The organism is Spirosoma harenae, from assembly GCF_054776975.1.
Window position 1 is genome coordinate 88,266 of record NZ_BAAHBD010000031.1, and the last position, 18,821, is coordinate 107,086.

Consider the following 18,821-nt stretch of genomic DNA (forward strand, 5'->3'; position numbering starts at 1 on the left):
GCCTCAACGGGCAAGAATATGCCTATCTGCTGGCCTTCAGGTAAATTAATTCAGATCAGCCGCCACTCTGTGTCAACATAGTCGCAGGTGCTTGTTTGTCAAGTAGTTTACTTAAATCGAGATAATTTTGTTAGGAGATACAAAAACGCTCGCTTCGCTAAGGCTGGCGTTTTTTGTTAGTAGTTGACTAGGCCTGCCTTTCACTAGAACAATTGAAGCTTCATATGGCGAAAACCTGAAAATCAGCTAAAGAATTATTTCAATCAGATTGACTAAGTCGAGGCTTGCTCCCCTAACTTTTCCTGCGTCTTGTCAATAGCCTCCTCGATGGAATGAGACTTACGCAGATCGCTGGCCTGTTTAGCGGCTTCGGCCATCGCACAGTAATGCTTGTAGAGCACATCCAGCTCTTCTTCACTAAGCGTCTCACTGGCTACCAGTCGATTACTGGCTCCTTTGGTAGCCGCAATAAGTTCATTCAGTTTGAGTTGAACCGACAAGGATTCTTTGTTCTGCGCTTTCTGAATAACAAACACCATCAAAAAGGTGATGATGGTTGTACCTGTATTGATAATGAGTTGCCAGTCTTCCGAATAATCGAAAACGGGCCCCAATGCCGCCCAGATGATCACTGAAGATAGCGCCAGAATAAAAGCGGGTGAAGAGCCGGTAGCCGTGGCCACGGCTGAGGAAAAGCGCTCAAAATAACCTTTTGACGTGGGCATGTTAGCCGAAGACTTATGTTTCATAATGGATTTAGTCGGTAGACTTTAGCAAAAGTGAGGGATCAATTTCGACGTAATGATACTAAGCCCCAAGTAGCCCACACCCGCCTGGGTTGAGCCTGATAAGGATTTAATGGTATTTTAATTACACTATAGCGATAAGAAGGTGGCCGTGACTTGGAGAAGATTAAGAGCAGCGCCAACTAGAGAACCAACTTTGGGTGAATCAGATTAGAGAAGGTCATTAAAGCTGACATAAGTCTGATAGCGTGTAGGAAGTGTAGAACGTGCAGGCTGAAAAACATTCTTTTTTTTTCTTGCCTATATTCGGGAATGGAAATCACGCCTGCTCTTCTGATCTACCTGGGCTTTACAGCGGTTCCAGATCGGTCGGATACTTACGATTATAAGGGTATTACCGGGCGTCTGGTGGATGATATGGGACAATTCTACTTTCTGGGTTTCTCTTTACCGATCACTAGGGAGATAGACTTACGCTTCCAACTGATGCTGATTGACTATCAGTCTGATGAATCGATGCCCTCGTTTGATGTGTCGTTGAATTAGCTACTCTACGACTTACCTGAACCCGTTGGATTAAAGCCCTCCACCAGGCCACCGCCCTGCAAGTTGGCAGGGAGCGAAGGATCACGGCTTAAGCGCTCCATATTGATATCTACCAGGTCGCTCAGCAACGACAAATAACACCGCTCAAAAACCGCCAGTGTTCGGATGCCCAGAATCTTGCGCACCGCTTCGGCCTGATAGCCCCGAATCAGAAATAATGCTCCCGCGGTCTTACGGCAAACCTTGGTTGTCAGGCGGAAGGACAGATTCAGCCGCTGCTCCAGCTTGCGTAAATTTTGATTCATGCGCTGAGAACTGAGAGGAGTCCATTCGTGAATCTGTAAAAGCAATCGCTTGGTTTCAGGCAGTAGCGGGATGTGACTAAACCCCCATTCCGGTAGGGCTCGTTTGATCTGATGAAATTTAAGCCTCCGCCAGACGATCTTTTCGCCATAGGGTAAGGTGTGAATGTGGGGCGTCGGATCACGGGCAAAAGCGACGGCATCGGTGTAATCCAGCCCTGTATAGCAACAGAACAATGCCCAAAGCCGCACCTGATTCAGCAAGGGGGGCAGCTCTTCCAGCCCGGCTAATTCCTCAACTTGCTCAGGAGATAGACACATGACCACTTTGGTAGCCTCCCGCGTGATTTCCATACTTTGCAGTTTATTGTAGGCAATCATATCGCGTTCGACGGCGTAATGCAGCGTCTCCCGAACGAAGCAGAAGTAGCGAGCTGCCGAGTCCTCGGATTGATCGTTTTCGCGCATCCAATGGTAAAAGTTGCGCCCCCAGACAGGGGTTACCTCACTCAGAGGTAAAGTAGGTCGGTGGGTCTGGTTCAAATACTCCCGCAAATGGCGATGGGCCAGATACCATTTGTGAAGGGTGGATTTATTTTTTCGTTCGGACAGCGGCACGCGGTTCAGATAGGTCATATATTCTTCAAAGACGACCATCAGCTGAGGTGAGATCAGCTCTCCGGTCGTCCAGTGATAGTGAACCAGAGTGGCAGTAGGCCGCTGGTCAGCCCGGATTAAATCCTGCATGAGCTGGCGATGCTGGCCTCGAATCTCGGATAGGGTACGGTTTATAACCAAGGTTTCGGAAGGAAAGCCTTCAAGTTTTTGCAAGTCAGCATTCCACTGCAAAGCCAGCACAAATACGCCCGAGCCGTAGGGTGGACAGGTCGTCCCATCCACGCGCAGCTGGCATTGAAGTTCGCAAAGCCCCTGGTTGAGCTGGGCAGGTAATTCAAACATGAGCGCCAGTTCCATGCGCTGACGGTTCAGTGAAAAGGAAAGCGGTTGCTGGGTAAGCATGGTTTGAATCAGAGGGGTATAATTAGCTAAAAGACAATGCACTCACCTACACAAAAGCCCCGCCAGTTACAGCAGGGCTTTGTATTGGTAACGAAATGATAATTATCGCTTCTCCATCAGTTGCTTAACAAATTGCTCTAACTGGTCAATGCGTTTCTGTTGCTGAGTGCTAATACAGACAATGCCTCAGAAAGAACGCGCCCAGGTATGGGCTAGAAAAGACCAATTAAGTAAGGCGCTTAATCAACTACCAGATACTGATAGCCGATCCAAAGAACATATCCGGGAGGAGATAGAATCCTGCAATCAGGCGTTAGTCCATGACAATTTCGAACTTATGCCACAGGTTGAGGACTAATATTACCTTGTCAAGCGCAGATTATAGTTGTACTCTAAAAAAGGGTGTTTTTCCCATAGTAAACAAAAATGAGAAAACAGTTCTTGTAGCTCAACAAAACCTGAATCATTAAACATAACAAGTACTAGGCCGGTATGAAATTCAGGGAAATTTATTTTACACAGATTTATTTATTATTTGAATAATTCCCTTTAAACGGTTACAGGTTCACTATTAGCATGAAACAAATCTCACCTCTTTGGCTTATCTTCTTGGCTTTACAATGGTCTAATGTGTTGGCACAGTCGGATACTCCCATAAATAAAGATGTGCCAATAGATGGTTTTTATATTACCCAACTTCGTAACGTTTGTGAAGGAGAGATATATACTATTCAGTGTACGTATGGAGCCATAAATCCAAGTAATAATTTTGGTATTAAAACACAACCCGATTGCTCTATCCGCCCCACCACTAGCGAACCAAATGGATCATTAAAATGGGAAGGAGATGGTATGATAGTAGATGATTACGGCATATATCCCAATGGCGTCTATTGGGCAAAGGTACGGTTTTTCGCTTCAGGAAAATATCGATTAAAATGGACAACTTATGAAGATTTCATTGGATGGGAGGAGCGTACATGTGGCCGTCCTCCAACCCCATCTTCGAAAATAAATTATCATTATGCGTGCGAAGTCCCAGAGGAAGTAACATTCATTCCCAAACCCCCAAAACCTACATTAAATGCCTCTCCAAGTCAAGTGACTGAAGTTTATAAGGATGTAATATTTTCGGTAGAGGGTTGCCCGGTTTCAACTCCTGAGCTACCAGTTACCTACCAATTCGCGCGTGCTACTTCTTGCGATGGAAATAATTTAGAGTATGTTGAAGATTATAATTTTTATTCAGAAAAAACACGAAGAACTTTTTTTGATACTCCAACTAAAATATATATAAAAGCCCGTTGCAAAGTAGGAGGCTGTATAGGCGAATATTCTGAACCAATTTCAATTCGGGTTATTGAAAAGCCAAGTGTTCCACCTCCAAATTGTGGTTTAGGTGAAGTGGATGAGGATGGCTATTTCCCAGGTCGAAAAGATTTTCATCGATATGCTTTAGCTAAAGAAATTTGCAATAAATCAACGGATCCAGATTGTACAGTTGAAAATGTATTTAATTTACTTAAAAGTCAGCAAAAAAATTCAGTACCGCAATATGAAGATTTCCCAAGACAGTATTTGGGGTATTTTGTAAATGGTCCATTAATTTCAAGTGTATTGGATGTGTATTATATTATCGCCCCAACACAGGACTGCCACCAAACAGGCGTGTATTCGCCCGCATCTGGATATTTTTTAGTTAAAGGCCTTGATCCTCCATGCCTTGATTGTTTTTCTACTTCAAATTTAGGATTTTTCTGGGACCCTATCACCCAAAAAATAGATAACTCTTCACACACTGTATCAAATTATACATTACCAGGACATGTTTTACATCCTGGAAAAATCATGACCACCATAAAAGAAGATGAATGTACTATTTATGGACAAGTAATAGGGATGGGCAATAGTAAGATGTTTGATTGTTGCCAGCTGTTAGGAGAGTATTTATCAAAAACGGAAAATGTTAAACAGGGGTTGTATGCTTTTGATAAGTTGTTAAATAGATTAAAGCAACTATACGATTCTAAATCATGGAAATAAAGATATTAATAGCACTTTTTGCTATGAGCAGTGTTTGTTGTGGCCAAGATATTAGAAATAGATCTTGGATATATTTATCGATCCATTCGCTAAACGAAAATTCTGAAGATAGTACTCTTTTATACTCTAAGAATGGAAATATTAGGAAAATAAATCTTGGTGATAATAAATTAGTTTTTAACTCGAATGACACATATACTACAATATATAAGAACCTACCAAGGCAAAATGGGTCATGGAGATCAGTAGGGAATGTTTTATATTTTGATACTGATACTTTGCAAATATTGAAAATTACAAATGGAACATTGAAATTAAAAACAAAGACTCCTTATCTAGACGAAAATGCAACAATTAAAACTGGCTTTTTAATTATTGAGTATACAACGGTTATAGAAACCATTGAGACCATAAAAAGTGGCGATTGGAATGATTTTAATACATGGAGTAGTGCAAGGGTTCCAAATAAATCGGATAAAGTAATAATAAAACACAATCATAAAATTGAATTAAAAACTAATGAGATAAGCTTTTGTAAAGATATTATTATTGAAAAAGGTGGGATACTTAATTACCAAACTAATTCCTTACTCATTGTTAATTCGTTAGATTGAAGGGGATTAATAGCCCCAAACCTCCTTAGTCTTGACATTAATCCCCAATTCGTACCATTTTTTCATGTGCCACACTTTTTATTTTTATTATTCTCCCTGTCTATTGTTTTCTCTCAATCCTTTGATGTTTGATAGGTCCGATGGAGAAATAAAAGACTCTAATGACGATTTTAACGGTTTTCATGGAGAGCTGTTATAATGCAATTAGGTCCACTCTTTCCTCAATTACCTTCTGCACACTTTCCGGTACACTCGACAGCAGATCATATCCGGTCTGTTTCTCTACCTCATCCACGCTCACCCGGTAATTCCCCCATGACTGTTCGCCTACTGCATTGGTATTACCCATCCAGACCGCAATAACCCGCATCTGAGCGTTGATCCTATTGATATCATCCGAACCTACTGGCAGTACTACAATCACCTTCCACAGAGCAGCAGGGACCGTTAGCTTTCCACTGGCAATAGCATTGGCTTTGCCATTATCTCCTTCACCCCCTTTGCCATACGTACCAGCAATAATATATAGCTCATTACCCTGAGCAACCAAGTTCCGGCAATAGTCTTCCAGTCGTAGCCATGCCTGCCGGTTGAGCTGCGGAGCCTGAGGTACGATGTTGGTTAGAATAAACGTAGTTTTATTGTCCTCGTCACTAGCATCTCTATCATCCGACGGGCAGAGGTGGCCTCGGTCGAAACCGGTGTTGGTATAGTCGCTATGCTTAGCCTGAAAGAAGCTGGCAGGCAAACTCTGATCAGGGATGAAGTTACCTGTGTAACGTGAAGCCGATCCTTTCCAGGCTGCCGATAGGTGCCAGCTACACCAGTTAGCAATACCGACTGAATTGTTATAGGAAAGCGAATACGTTGACCGGGTAATCAGGTATGCATTGGGACTGGATTCTAGGGTTCGTGCTCCATCGGGATTACCCAGCGCCATGTTGTCATCACGGGTAGGTGTGGTATCATTTGGAGCAACTGACTCTTTACACTGGCTTAGTGCTAAGAGCAGGAATAAGCCAAATATTAGCCGAAAAGGATGCTTCATAACGGAGTAGGTCAACCGCCCAAATATACCCCAATTTCTGGGTGGTAAGGTGGTAAACTCCTATATAGGGCCTTTACCATTACCAGCCAAATTTTAGGGAGAATTTACCAAAGATGGTCAATACATAGGTCTACCGAATTGAGCTGACGACGATAAGTCGATTGTAATTTGTCTAGCAGTTGGCTGATGTCTAGATAGAGCATATCTATCTCCTTGATTGGGGCTTCGCTTTTGGCGCTTCTTCGGTCTTCTTACTTCTAGGAGCTACCGTTGAAGCGGTGCTATCTATTTTTTTAGCAGATGCTGAAGTCGACTCGATGATTGTGGTATTAACAACTTTATCCACTTGGTCGGGCCGGAACAAAATCATAACTATTCCCAAAAAGCTGATGACAACACCTAGTGTATACCAGCCAAACCATGGGCGAAACCTTGTATTTGCATTAATTGCCCGGTCAGGCAGTATGGTTCCTGCCTGGGTTAACCCTAAGGCTTCATTGCAATTCTTAATCGTAGCCACCACTTCTTTTCGGCGCAGGTAATTATTCCGCATGAGTACCAGGCAAAGCAGGGCAACGGTAAATTCGACCATTAGCAACCCAATGCGGATATAAATGCTACCCACATTCTGTTGAATCAAAAAACTACCAAAAGCCAGTTGAATGGTCAAATAACCTGAAAACAGTTGCAGGTCAACTTGACCCATAAGTTGCAGTAGTCTTACTTGGTCTTCATGCCGATATTTTACCGACTCAAATTCATGACCTACATAGGGCAATGGCTTATTTTGTACGAGATTATCAGCAGCCGCCTTAATGGTCTGTTTAGGCATATTCAGAGAGAGGTATCGGGTTCAATTTGACAAGTGAATAGCAAAAAGTGTGGCGACTGTTATAGTTAAAAGTTGTTTCATGGTGTGTGGTAGTTTAGATTTATCTGGTTAACTTATTGATTTTACCTAGTTAATTGCCCCTTTGCGACCATATAGCAAAACAGGACAAAGCTCACACTTAACAAGGCAAGGATCAGAAGCAGGATAGGCCTGAGTTTTCGTTCCCTGGGTGTCGGCATACTACTTGAAGGCAACCTATTTTTTAGGCATTGTAAAGGTTGATTTCAGAGGCTGGCTTATTTTCTCCTTCCCCCTCCATAGCTGCTGCTACTACGAGGCACATAAGTCTTATTCCCATTACTATTAATATAATAGTGTCCACCCCTAGGCCCTACGTGAATCGGGGCTCCAGTTGTTGGCGTATTGGTTAACGGAGAACTGTCGGATGTATTCGAAGAAGAATAATGTCCAGGATATTGAGTTTTTACAAACGGATTTTGGGTTCTTGAAAAGTCATAAACCCAATCGGTTTTAATGTATCCTACTTTATTGCGATAATAAACTTTAAAATAGCTCTCGCTATGCCGTTGGATTTTTATAATGTGATCTGGATAAAAATTTCCGATTGGGTTAGCCAAGGCGTAGTCCTTTTCGTAGACTGTCGTATTAGCGAAAGTTCTTACATACCAAATACTATCCTTTTCGAGTTCTTTTTGGCGTATTTGCTCCTGGGCAATAGCCGCAGATTTAGCTAACTCTATCTTTTTCTTTTTAGCGAGTTCCCCATAAACCGTTGCCGAAATAGAAGGCTGTTTTTTCGGATCAACCTTTATTGTTCGAATCAAACGCGCCTTTGCATTTGGAGAGTAAAACCGATAGCCCTTGAACTCAACAGGAACAGCTCCCCCAATAGCCATAAAATTCGAGCCTGTTGAGTAAATTGTATCACCAACAAAAACTGTATCAATAGGCATTCCCTTATATGAAGTAAACTCATATAAAGGGATTTTTTCTTCTGCTAAAAAATAGTATCGATTTACCTTGCAGTTGGTAAGAATGGATAATAAAAAGAGAAAGGTAAAGGTTTGTTTCATAAAAGAAGGAGTGGAGTGGTAAAAGAGAAAGAAATGCGCTTTATCAATCTAACCACTTTTGTACACCAGAATGTACACCAACAAAAAAGCACTTACAACTTTTACGCTGTAAGTGCTTGATTTTCAGTGGCGGTCCGGACGGGGCTCGAACCCGCGACCCCCTGCGTGACAGGCAGGTATTCTAACCAACTGAACTACCGAACCATTTCTGATTTTGGTCAACCATCGTCGTTTTCCTAAATCGTGGCACAAAAGTAGGACTTTCGGCTATTCCGCGCAAGAGGCTTTTCAAAAAAGTTCGTAATCTAATTTTGATTGTTTCCTATATCGACTGGGAATCAACCATTTTCATGAATACTTTTTTTTTATTTTATTTTCCTGTTGCTTGTTTGATAGCTGCAACTTCGGCCGGATCGACAGGTGAACCATCTTGTTTGAATACTTCGTGAAACCAGACAGATGGTTCACGGCCATTTACATACGGTTTCTGCCAGCTATCCCAAGGTAGAAATGTCTGTGTTTTGCCAGCTACGAATCCCCAGTTAATCATACCCACTTTATCTTTTTTGGCAATGGGTAAATGCGTCTGAAATTTACTATCAACTCCGCGAGCCATATACTCTGTACAAATCACTGGCCGACCTAATGATTTCAACGCTGGTATAACATCCTCTAACTTTTCAGGTTTTGAGTACTGGTGAAACGTAATGATATCCGAATTTTCGAACTGTACTTTTTCCATCGGTGACCACTTATCCGGATTTTTCCAGTCGTCAGGAGTACGGTAAATCCAAGGCCCCGATGTCAATGGTTGCGTAGCGCCCGCAGCCCGTGCCCATTGAAATACTTGTGGTAATAATCGGGTGATAATCGCAATTTTCTGATCTTTGGGCAGCTCGGTTTTGATGGTATGGTTCTGTCCGTAACTATTATCGTTTCCATTGTCTGGCTCATTCCATAAATCCCAGGCTAGAATGCGCTGGTCGTCTTTAAATGCTCCGACAACGCCTTTCACGTAGGCTTCCAATCGTGGATATTGTGATGAATCGGCCAGGGATTTAGCACCGGGACTCTGTACCCAACCTGAGTTGTGAATACCTGGTGTTGGAGCGTGTTGCTTACCTAATTTAGGAAGTGGGTCCCAGCAAGAGTCGAAGAGCACTAGCATCGGACGAATTTTATGTTTCGCGCAGATCGAAAGAAACTGGTCGAGCCGTTTGGTAAAACCCGTGGAATCTTGCCAGAGCAGATCATGCAGAAAGACACGCATGGTGTTCATGCCGATACTTTCAGCCATTCCAAGTTCTTTATCAATAGTTTTGGGGTCAAAGCTATCAGCCTGAAACATTTCAAGCTCATTGATCGCAGTGGCAGGAATGTAGTTGGAGCCTACTAAAAATGGCTCTTTCTCATACCATGCATTCGCCCGTTCAGCCGACCATCGTCCGGCTGATGCGGTCGTATCGCCAGTACTTACGGCTAGTGAATCGATTGCTTTCTGTTCCGATTTATTCGCCGATTTACAACCATTTAAACTAAACAGAGCGGCCAGAATAGCCGGAAAAATAAGTGTTCGCATGAGGGATTAAGAAATTAAAACAAGAAAAATTCAGGACACATACCGACTATGAATTAGCCAATACGATAACAATTATCCTTGAGGAACAGGCATTGGTGTTTTTGGCATTGGTTTGCCAAAGTTAGGAGAACCGTCGGTATTCCAGGTAAAAGGTTGAATATGGGGAGCCCGTTTATTCCCACAACCATCTGTTGCAGACGGGTTAGCGTGGTAGATCATCCAATCCTGCTTTCCATCGGCCGACCGAAAAAAACCACCGTGGCCCGGTGCCCACACGCTATTTTCAGGGGCTTGCTGAAATACGGGACCTGGACTTTTTGTCCAGTTTTTCGGATTCAATATATCGCCTTTGCCACTATAGGTCAATAACCCCAGGCAGTAATCAAGCCAGCAGGCATTTGCAGAATAAACAATAAATAGCTTATTCTCATGCCGTAAAAACTCGGGCCCTTCATTTACATAGATTTTAGGTACTTCGCCGTTTTTCTGCCATTCCTGAGGCACATCACCATGCATTTCCCAAGGCTGATCGGGCTGCGAGATTTTGACTCGATCGCCGTCGATAGTCCAGGGATTTTTCAATCGGGCAAGGAAAATATCCTGCCGACCATTTTTTGGCCCTTCCCAACCCGACCAGGCAGCGTATAATTGACCATTATAATCAATAACTGACATGTCGATTGCCCAGTGATCTCCTTTATCACCGATTTTTCCTTTAATCACCCACTCTCCCTGCATCGGATCGAGTGATGCATTTTCGATAACCCATACACGATGGGAAAGATTATTAAGTGAATCGGCGGAGAAATAGATGTACCAGCGTCCGTTTAGGAAATGAATTTCAGGAGCCCATAATTCTTTCGAATAGGGTTTTCCAGCTGGTGGCGTATAAACTACTTTGCTTTCAGCAGTGGCCAGATCGGCAATATTGTTTGTTTTCCAGAGCGTCAGATTTCGACCGGTCGTATTCATGTAATAATACCAGCCGTCTTTTTGCAACACCCAGGGATCGGGCCCAGAATTTTTAATAGGATTGGTAAAAGTTTGCTGAGCATGAGCCGGCTGAAACGAATTGATTACTACGCATAAAACGATGAAACTGGCCCAAAACCAGTATTTAACAGCGGCACTAATCATAATCCAGGAAAGAGTATTTTCTGGATAAAGAGAAAAACCAGTAATTTTACCCCTCCTGCCTGACAGATTAATGGGCTGCCTGATCGCTCGCGGGTTTGGTTTCGCAAGCTTCGTCAGTACATTGACCGTAAAAAACCAACGAATGCGATTCGACCTGAAATTGCAGAGAATTACCCACGTTCGTTTTAATCAAATGTAAACGAGGATCGCAGAATTCTTTCACCCGATGGCAAACCGTACACACCAAATGCGCGTGCTGCTGACGGCCCAGCGATTTTTCGTAACGGTTCCGGGATTTTTCTTCATCACCAAACTGATGCCGAATCACTAACCCGCACTCGTGCAATACTTCCAGCGTATTATAAACGGTAGCGCGGCTAACCGGATATCCTTTTTCCTGCATCGCCTTAAATAAGTCTTCGGCGTCGAAATGATCGTTCCGGGCGTAAACTTCATCCAGAATGGCGAATCGTTCGCCCGACCGACGATATCCTTTCGCTAATAACCATTCTTCTAATTTGGTGCGGGCCGTAGCCATAAGAGATGGAGATTCATTCATGATTTACCTTGATTAATAGAAAGGAACTGGTCAATGGCCAGTTCCTTTACTGTCGCTTTACTAACCTATGAAACGTACTTATGAAAAATTGTAAACTGATTAATCATCGTTTAAATAAGCTTGCTGCAGGATGAGATTAAACTCATCATACTCCTGAAGTGTGATAGGCAAATTCAGTCCCCGAAAGCCTGTTCGTATGCATGTATCTCGCACGTCGAGTAACCCAACTTGATAAAATAATATCCACCAATGTTGTTGACCATTTAGCAATATATCGACATCCCGCCAACTCAATGTCAGGCGGATTTCGCGAAACACAATGGTAACCGTTCCGGCCTGTTCGTCTGTATTTACGCACCGATGGGCTTGTTGGCGGTGAATCAATGGCTCAGTCATCTGTTTTCTCGATTGGGGTTCTGAGTAATTGATTCACTTCCATAAGCAAACTGGCTTCGTTCATCATCTGAATGATTTCATCCAATTCTGTTTCCGAAAACATTAGATAATAATTCGGCATAGGTGTTTTCAGAATCCACTCTTTATTGTGAGTTGTAAAAAAAGGATTCATACCTGTTCGCTCAGCCATTACCTGTCGGTAACAGTCAAATTCCGTTTCCGATAAAATAAAGAGCGAGTTTTTATAGGCAACATTAAACGATTGGCAACCAGCGCAGTAACCGATATAACCGTTTTTCTGCTGAGTCAGTGTCTTTAGCCGATGTTGATGATTCATGTACGTTTGTAGTAAGGGTTGAGGGCTAGTTAATTGGATTGCATGCGTAACAATTCGTGTAGGTTCATACGTCGCAAAGTATGCCGTAATCCAGCCCGAAAACAATCAAATTCGGCTAGAGACAAGCTAAATTGAATGTCAGGATGCCCTGTTTTAACAATCAGATACGGCTGACCATTTGGCATAACTGTGCTGCTCCCGTCAAAATGTACCGTTTCAATCATTTGACATAGACCGATAAATTCCTCCTGCGCGAAACCCAGTAATAAATTGCGAAAGGTTAGTCCAACACGCTGGCAATGTGGACATTGAGCAATACAAAAATCTGTTTGATCAATGAGGATGATGGGTGTACAGGAATTTGCATTCATAATAGCAGTCCGGTTATTGTTGCCAATTTAATTTGTGCCTGTGTCCGGCAAGAGCTGAGTTGCGCTACTCAACTGGCTGATAGTAGCCGCGACACAGGGCTTACTATTTTAAGGAATGTAGACCAATATTCATATTTGATCAAAAATTTCTTATTTAGACTAATTTTAAACAAACATAGTTGGCAAAGAGTATTGTCGCAAGAAATTCTTACGGAAGTTTCAGATTATTTTTGAGGAATACTGTTTAACTATCAGGCTAACAGACGATTACTGTAAGCCTCAAAAAGAGAAGAGAAAACTTATTCTTTGCCAGTGAAGCTAGTTGGCGAACTAGGAGCCACGGCTTTATCGGGCGGTGGTGGCGGCACCAAACCTGGAGTTGTACGCTTTGTTCCAAAAATGTGATTGAATGAACGTGTATAAAGAAGACTTACTCCTCCCCCCGTAGTAATAGTACTGGCCAGGTTATACTGGCCTAAAATGCTCTGTTGATTTCGATTATAAACCTTTGCCCGCAGATGGCCGTCCTCTGTGATGAAGTATTCCAATGTCCATTCACCCAACAAACTGGCTGCATTATACTGGCTTTGCCCGTAGGTGAACCCTCCATCCCGGCTAATCCGAAGTCGGTCGTTTAGCAATCGATAAGAGAATCGGAGTTGCAGGTTATTCAGCAGATTATCGCTTTGGGTACCTCCGGCAAATCCACCAAACGATACACCTATATCCAGGTTCTCGTTCAGATTTGATGCCAGTCGGCTGATTTGATTGGAAATAAGTTCACTTACACTATTAGCCACACCTGAGTTTACTTGTCCTTGATCAAATAAGCTGGTTCCTTCGGGCAATAATTGATTGAAAAGAAGTACGCTACTCACTTGTCGAGTCAGTTCCTGATCGTTGCTTTGAAGCCTCGATTCGAAAGCTGTAACCGCCTGCCGAAAATCCGACGAAGCAGGATATTCTTTAATATCCAGATCGTAACTAATTGCTGGAGAGCCTAATTCGCCTGTGAGTTTAATCAACAAATCAACCGGATATCGACGACTCTGGTCAGCAGTGGTTTTCTGAATGGGAAGCAACGGAGCCAGGGATGTATATTGAGTGTAAGCGGCTGTTACATCCAGTAACGCCCCGTACGGATCCCCTGTCCAGGTAATGCGACTGTTGGGGCGAATCTGAAAGCGCTTATTGATGATATTCTGGAAGGTAAACGTGTAATCTCCTTTCTGAATATCATAATTACCCGTCATTGTAAAATCGCCCTTGGTATCTACTTTCATCGCTACCCGACCCTGACCGTACGCTTTAATGATATCGCCCGTTTGTCGATCTAATTGGATTTCGCAATACGCATCCGGTGTAATATCGAAATTGAAATCCATCTGAATACGCGATAGATCAATCTCATTATCAGATGAATTTGCCGATTGGCCAGCCGTCTGACTAGTCGGGCCTGCCGGTGTTTTGCTGCTTAGATTGACAAATCGAATTTGATCGTCGTCGGCTACGGTGGTTGCGCCATCGAGCGGAATATAGATGCGGGTTCCTTTATTACTGGCTACGTTCGCCCGGATTGTCAGGTTGTCCGTAGGGCCGTAGAGTTCGGCTTTACCCGTCACGACAGCCTGCCCATAGAAGGCCTCATTATCTTTGGCAGTCGTGTTCATGATTTTGAAGTTCTTCAAATCGGCATCGAAACCCAACGTAAACGACCGGAAACTATCGTGATAAACTCCTCCGCGCAACAGTAACGTGTTGCCTTGCGGATCGTGCAGAGTGATCTGTCGGGTGATGATTTCGTTTTCTCCGAAGTAAATCTTATCGTCGAAATTAAAATCGGCCTTTAAATAATCGAAACGTCCGCGACCACCTTGAATAGTCACTTCGCCTTTTAGAACGGGTTCAGCCGGTTTACCGGTGACGTTAAGGGTACCATCAGCCGTACCACCCAAATTTGAGAAAAGCCCTGGTGTAAATGGCTCCAATAAACTCAAATCGGCATGGTTCACAGTTGCCTTAGCCACTAACGGATTCGTTTTTAGCTTCGGCGTATACGTACCACCTAAAATGACCACATCGGCCCCATTCCGATTTACGCGAGCATCAACATTCAGGCGCTGCGTCTGCTGATCCCATGCGCCCTGCCCACGTATATCCCCTATTAAAGCGTTTTGATAGGACAAAGCGCGAACGGACAAAGCACTTTCGACAATGGGCGTATTATAAATATTCCGGACCGATAAAGATCCATTCAAACTCCCCCCCAGCTTGGTATTCAAGACCGAATTCAGTGAAGCCAGTAAGAAATTTTGCGCTTCAACCGCCAGATGTTCAACCGAGTCGGGGGAAACTTTCCCGGATACCTGAACCAGTTGCGCTTCATTCAGCAACGACAGATTTCGGATTGTGTATTCATCGCCAACTTTCCGAATCAGGCTTTCCGGATTGAGTACCCAGTCGCCATTAAGCACCCGAATTTTCGATTGGCGGAATGTCAGGTCGATAGCATCACCTTTAAAGCGTAATTCGCCGTTTAAGTCAGCGTGGTTTGTGTATCGACCACTACTATCGGCCTGATCAATATCACTCGTGAAAGCAATGTGATCGACATCCCACGACGCTTCTATCTGAAGGTTTTTGGTAGGAAGTAATGTGCTAAACAATTGTCGCTTCGATGAAATAACCGCCGAAGCCAGCACCTCTTCGCTGTAGGTAAACTTAGAAGTCGTTAAGTCCAGATCGCTAGGACCGAAACCAATTGATCCAAATCGTAAGGAATCCGTTTTGACCGTAGCCGTCAGGAAGGAAGTATTGTCTTCTGTAAATCGGCCTTCCAATCGGGTAGAGGGTGCGACATACACGGTTGAACCCAAAAACGCCAATAAAGGCATACTATTTTTTGTGATCAATTGATAGTCAACGCCATATCGTGATGATTTATCAACCGAGCGTCGACCCGCCAGACGAGCTGCCTGCTGGCGTTTCCGTTCGTAGTAAGTTTTCATACCCGTCGCATCTCCCGCAAAATGAAGCTGATATTCTTTTGCCAGTCGGGTTAGATCATCAATTGTGCGTTGCGGCTGAAAATGTCCCTGTAAACGGGTTGTGAAGAAATCGGAATCGAGATCGAAAAAGCGTTGCGTACCAAGCGAGTCGGCAGCTCCCCGAACGCGTTGTTCAACCGACGATGCGAGAGTAAGCTTGTTAATCGGAAGGTTACGGCCATTTAAACTTAAAACAGTATTATTGAAAATGGCATTTCCGATTATATCATCCAGTTTACTCCCTTCCAGTTGAACGTCAATATTACTTTTAACCACCAGCGAATCGTCCAGAAACCCTATTGCACGTAAATCTGCCCGTTGCACAGCCCCTTTCAGATCGTAGTGATTCTGGGAGCCACTGAGATTAAATTCACCATCCAGATTAAACGCCAGGTTAGGGTCATTAATCGTCAGCTGACCATTAAACAGTGCTTTCTGTAAGTTACCACGAGCGGCTACATTCTGATACTCATAACGCTGCCAACCGAACCGTCCAAACTTTCCATCGAAATCAATCGTGGCTCGTTTAAAATCAGTTCCTCTACCCAAAATACGCCCTTCTCCCGTGATTTTGCCGAATTCGTCGGGTTGATCGATTAACTGGCCGAGATCAAGATTTTCGCTTTTCAGATTAGCCGTATAGGTTGTCTGATCTGATTTATCAGCCAGTTTGAGTGCCAGATCGCCCGTTACATTTCCGATGGCAGTTTGAAAGTTACCTTTGGTTTTAAAATTGTCAAAAGCGCCCACAAACGTTGCATTAAACGAAGCGATACCCAGTTTTTGAATCGTTTTGTTGAACGACGAATCAGGATAATATTGTCGAATATCGGCCATGTTGACCACCGAAGGCGTAAAGGCAAAGTTGACGGTGGTTTTATCCATATCAGGCAAGCCTTTCCAGGCAATATCGCCCGTCAACTTACTGCGACCATTTAGCCCAAAACGTAAATCAGTGTGCTGAAGCCGAAAGTCGTTGACAGTTCCGGTAAAATTCCCCGTCAGAAACCAAGTTTCATTCAAACCACGCAGATAATCAGAGAAATAGCCTAAGTCTTTCGATTGCACTTTGCTATCCCGAAAGCGGGCCTGCATCAACACTTGGCTATTAAACTCACCGAATGCCGACGGTTTATTGTAGAGGAACGTCAGCTCATTTCGGATGATGGAATTCCCGATATGGGCATACAGTCGGCCCAATTCCATCTTCGTATTGCAGTACAAAAATTTCGTATCAATATGCCGAATCTTTATCCGAGAGTCCCGATCAATTCCTGATAACCCCTTGGCGTCGAAGGCAATCGTATCGCCCAGCACTAAAAAATTAGTGACTTCGGCGTTTAATTTCTGCAGGGTAAAATGATTATAATCAAAGCTATTCCGATCCCGCATAAACGGTTCTCGGGGGTCTTCGAGCGTATAAGCGCCATCAACCAAATGAATATGACCGACTGTGAACGGAACGTTCTGATTGGGAACACTCGGTTTGGTCGGATCGGAGGTTAGCTGTTCAATACGGGCGATAAAATCGTCGAGATTGGTGTCCCCATTCGTCTTGTTTTTTATCATCCGAACGTCGGGGCGATATAACACAACTTCGTCTAAATGAAGATTATGGGCCGACGAATCGATTAAATTCTGGAGATTATAATCAGCATCAAGTCGTCCTACAATAATCATCGGACGACCCTGATAGTCTTTAATGGTGATTTTCTTAAGCGTTAACGAATCAAACCATTTAATTGAAACGCCCTCAATATCAACCGGAAAGAGAAGTTTTTCAGATAACCATTTGGCGCCTTCTTTTGCCAAACGGGTCTGTACAGCCGGAATTTGTAGCCCAATCAATATTCCCAATACCAGCACTACTACTGTTAGAAACAGGTAGAGTAGCGATTTTAGGAATATGGAAAAAAATTGACGCATCCGGCGCAGAAAAGCCTAATATACAGATAATTAGTTTAATGTTTGACGTTTACAGTTTGGCATTGGCTGACGCATCACTAGTGGTTAGTGACCAACTATAAGCTTGAAACAGTAAACCTGAAACTTTTAACGCTATTGACAATTCTCTCAGGGAACGGTTTAGCCACAACTTCCATTGTTTATTCACTGAGAAATCATATCTATTAATTTTGTACGGTGAATATTTTAGCCATTGAATCTTCCTGCGACGAAACATCGGCGGCTGTTTTGGTCAACGGACATATTCGGTCGAACATAATTGCTACCCAGTTAATTCATGAGCAATACGGGGGCGTGGTGCCTGAATTGGCCTCACGGGCGCATCAGCAGCATATATTACCTGTGGTTGAGCGGGCATTAACCGATGCAAATTTATCGAAAAATGCCTTATCAGCCGTTGCTTTTACACGTGGACCGGGTTTACTTGGCTCACTATTGGTCGGGGCTTCCTTTGCCAAAGCACTGGCTTTGGGTCTGAACATCCCACTTATTGAAGTAAACCATATGCAAGCGCATGTGTTGGCTCATTTTATCGAAAATCCGAAGCCCGCGTTTCCTTTTTTGTGTCTGACAGTCAGTGGTGGGCATACACAAATCGTCCGTATAGATGGTCCACTTGTTATGACCGTAATCGGGCAAACGATGGACGATGCCGTAGGAGAAGCGTTCGATAAATCGGCCAAACTGCTGGGGTTACCTTATCCGGGTGGACCGCTGATTGATAAGTATGCTAAAGAAGGTAATCCTTTGGCATTTCGATTTCCAATGAGCGAAATGCCGAATCTGGATTTCTCATTTAGTGGTATTAAAACCGCCATTTTGTACTTTCTGCGAGACCATACGAAAAGTAATCCGTCTTTTATTGAGCAGAATCTGGCTGATATTTGCGCCAGTATTCAGCATACGCTGGTACAGATGTTATTGACGAAATTGAAGCGGGCTGTACGCGAAACAGGTATCACTGAAATTGCCATTGCTGGGGGAGTCTCGGCCAACAGTGGTCTTCGTACAGCATTGACGCAACTTGGCGAAGCCCAAGGTTGGAACGTATATATTCCTCGTTTTGAGTACTGTACCGATAACGCAGCGATGATCGCAATGGCTGCTCAATTTAAATTCGAACAGGGCGAGTTTACCGAACAAACCGTCAGCCCAATGCCAAGGATGGAATTTTAAACTACACGT

At 43.5% G+C, this 18,821-nt stretch carries 17 protein-coding genes and 1 tRNA gene; 5 read left to right on the plus strand and 13 right to left on the minus strand.

Annotated elements, in window-relative coordinates; all coding sequences use genetic code 11:
* Window positions 1–272: 272 nt before the first annotated feature.
* Window positions 273–725, minus strand: a complete 453-nt coding sequence (locus tag ACYVE4_RS28070; RefSeq protein WP_461043730.1) for a low affinity iron permease family protein — start codon at window positions 723–725, stop codon at window positions 273–275.
* Window positions 726–1,058: 333 nt separating this feature from the next.
* On the opposite strand from ACYVE4_RS28070, the gene ACYVE4_RS28075 reads away from it, so the two are divergent.
* Entirely contained in the window at window positions 1,059–1,292 is a 234-nt protein-coding gene (locus ACYVE4_RS28075) for a hypothetical protein (protein ID WP_461043731.1), read from the plus strand.
* A gap of 5 nt (window positions 1,293–1,297) precedes the next feature.
* Here ACYVE4_RS28075 and ACYVE4_RS28080 read toward each other — a convergent pair whose 3' ends face one another.
* A complete protein-coding gene (locus ACYVE4_RS28080) occupies window positions 1,298–2,656 on the minus strand; it encodes a tyrosine-type recombinase/integrase (RefSeq protein WP_461043732.1) in 1,359 nt (452 codons plus the stop codon).
* A gap of 139 nt (window positions 2,657–2,795) precedes the next feature.
* Between ACYVE4_RS28080 and ACYVE4_RS28085 the strand changes: the two genes are divergently transcribed.
* The 3 genes from ACYVE4_RS28085 to ACYVE4_RS28095 all read left to right on the plus strand — a co-directional run bounded on the left by ACYVE4_RS28085 (window position 2,796) and on the right by ACYVE4_RS28095 (window position 5,271).
* Entirely contained in the window at window positions 2,796–2,972 is a 177-nt protein-coding gene (locus tag ACYVE4_RS28085) for a hypothetical protein (protein ID WP_461043733.1), read from the plus strand.
* A 218-nt stretch (window positions 2,973–3,190) separates the two neighbouring features.
* The gene (locus ACYVE4_RS28090; protein WP_461043734.1) at window positions 3,191–4,657 is read left to right on the plus strand and encodes a hypothetical protein; all 1,467 of its coding nucleotides are present in this window, start codon (window positions 3,191–3,193) and stop codon (window positions 4,655–4,657) included.
* Window positions 4,648–5,271 carry a hypothetical protein gene (locus ACYVE4_RS28095; RefSeq protein WP_461043735.1) on the plus strand — a complete coding sequence of 208 codons (624 nt, stop codon included), beginning with the start codon at window positions 4,648–4,650 and terminating at the stop codon, window positions 5,269–5,271. Before ACYVE4_RS28090 ends, ACYVE4_RS28095 begins: the two co-directional genes overlap by 10 nt.
* A 193-nt stretch (window positions 5,272–5,464) precedes the next feature.
* Here ACYVE4_RS28095 and ACYVE4_RS28100 read toward each other — a convergent pair whose 3' ends face one another.
* From ACYVE4_RS28100 to ACYVE4_RS28150, 11 genes are all read right to left on the minus strand, one after another.
* Window positions 5,465–6,319, minus strand: coding sequence for a DNA/RNA non-specific endonuclease (locus ACYVE4_RS28100; RefSeq protein ID WP_461043736.1), 855 nt, complete (start codon window positions 6,317–6,319; stop codon window positions 5,465–5,467).
* Between the two features lie 205 nt (window positions 6,320–6,524).
* The gene (locus ACYVE4_RS28105; RefSeq protein ID WP_461043737.1) at window positions 6,525–7,151 is read right to left on the minus strand and encodes a hypothetical protein; all 627 of its coding nucleotides are present in this window, start codon (window positions 7,149–7,151) and stop codon (window positions 6,525–6,527) included.
* A gap of 296 nt (window positions 7,152–7,447) precedes the next feature.
* Window positions 7,448–8,245: a hypothetical protein gene (locus ACYVE4_RS28110; RefSeq protein ID WP_461043738.1), complete on the minus strand. Its 798-nt coding sequence runs from the start codon at window positions 8,243–8,245 to the stop codon at window positions 7,448–7,450.
* 127 nt (window positions 8,246–8,372) lie between these two features.
* Window positions 8,373–8,449: transfer RNA gene (locus ACYVE4_RS28115), tRNA-Asp, on the minus strand.
* A gap of 166 nt (window positions 8,450–8,615) precedes the next feature.
* Window positions 8,616–9,824 carry a cellulase family glycosylhydrolase gene (locus ACYVE4_RS28120; protein WP_461043739.1) on the minus strand — a complete coding sequence of 403 codons (1,209 nt, stop codon included), beginning with the start codon at window positions 9,822–9,824 and terminating at the stop codon, window positions 8,616–8,618.
* A gap of 72 nt (window positions 9,825–9,896) precedes the next feature.
* On the minus strand, window positions 9,897–10,961 hold the full coding sequence (locus tag ACYVE4_RS28125) for a glycoside hydrolase family 43 protein (RefSeq protein WP_461043740.1): 1,065 nt from the start codon (window positions 10,959–10,961) through the stop codon (window positions 9,897–9,899).
* Window positions 10,962–11,028: 67 nt separating this feature from the next.
* Window positions 11,029–11,520, minus strand: a complete 492-nt coding sequence (locus ACYVE4_RS28130; RefSeq protein ID WP_461043741.1) for a Fur family transcriptional regulator — start codon at window positions 11,518–11,520, stop codon at window positions 11,029–11,031.
* 99 nt (window positions 11,521–11,619) lie between these two features.
* On the minus strand, window positions 11,620–11,916 hold the full coding sequence (locus tag ACYVE4_RS28135; RefSeq protein WP_461043742.1) for a hypothetical protein: 297 nt from the start codon (window positions 11,914–11,916) through the stop codon (window positions 11,620–11,622).
* Window positions 11,909–12,253, minus strand: coding sequence for a DUF6686 family protein (locus ACYVE4_RS28140; RefSeq protein ID WP_461043743.1), 345 nt, complete (start codon window positions 12,251–12,253; stop codon window positions 11,909–11,911). Before ACYVE4_RS28140 ends, ACYVE4_RS28135 begins: the two co-directional genes overlap by 8 nt.
* 29 nt (window positions 12,254–12,282) lie before the next feature.
* Complete coding sequence (locus tag ACYVE4_RS28145) at window positions 12,283–12,624, minus strand: hypothetical protein (protein ID WP_461043744.1); 342 nt, start codon at window positions 12,622–12,624, stop codon at window positions 12,283–12,285.
* A gap of 299 nt (window positions 12,625–12,923) precedes the next feature.
* The gene (locus ACYVE4_RS28150) at window positions 12,924–17,597 is read right to left on the minus strand and encodes a translocation/assembly module TamB domain-containing protein (protein WP_461043745.1); all 4,674 of its coding nucleotides are present in this window, start codon (window positions 17,595–17,597) and stop codon (window positions 12,924–12,926) included.
* A gap of 216 nt (window positions 17,598–17,813) precedes the next feature.
* Here ACYVE4_RS28150 and tsaD point away from each other — a divergent pair, with 216 nt between their 5' ends.
* Window positions 17,814–18,812 (plus strand): tRNA (adenosine(37)-N6)-threonylcarbamoyltransferase complex transferase subunit TsaD, encoded by a 999-nt coding sequence (gene tsaD, locus ACYVE4_RS28155; protein ID WP_461043746.1) that lies wholly within the window; start codon window positions 17,814–17,816, stop codon window positions 18,810–18,812.
* Window positions 18,813–18,821 lie beyond the last annotated feature (9 nt).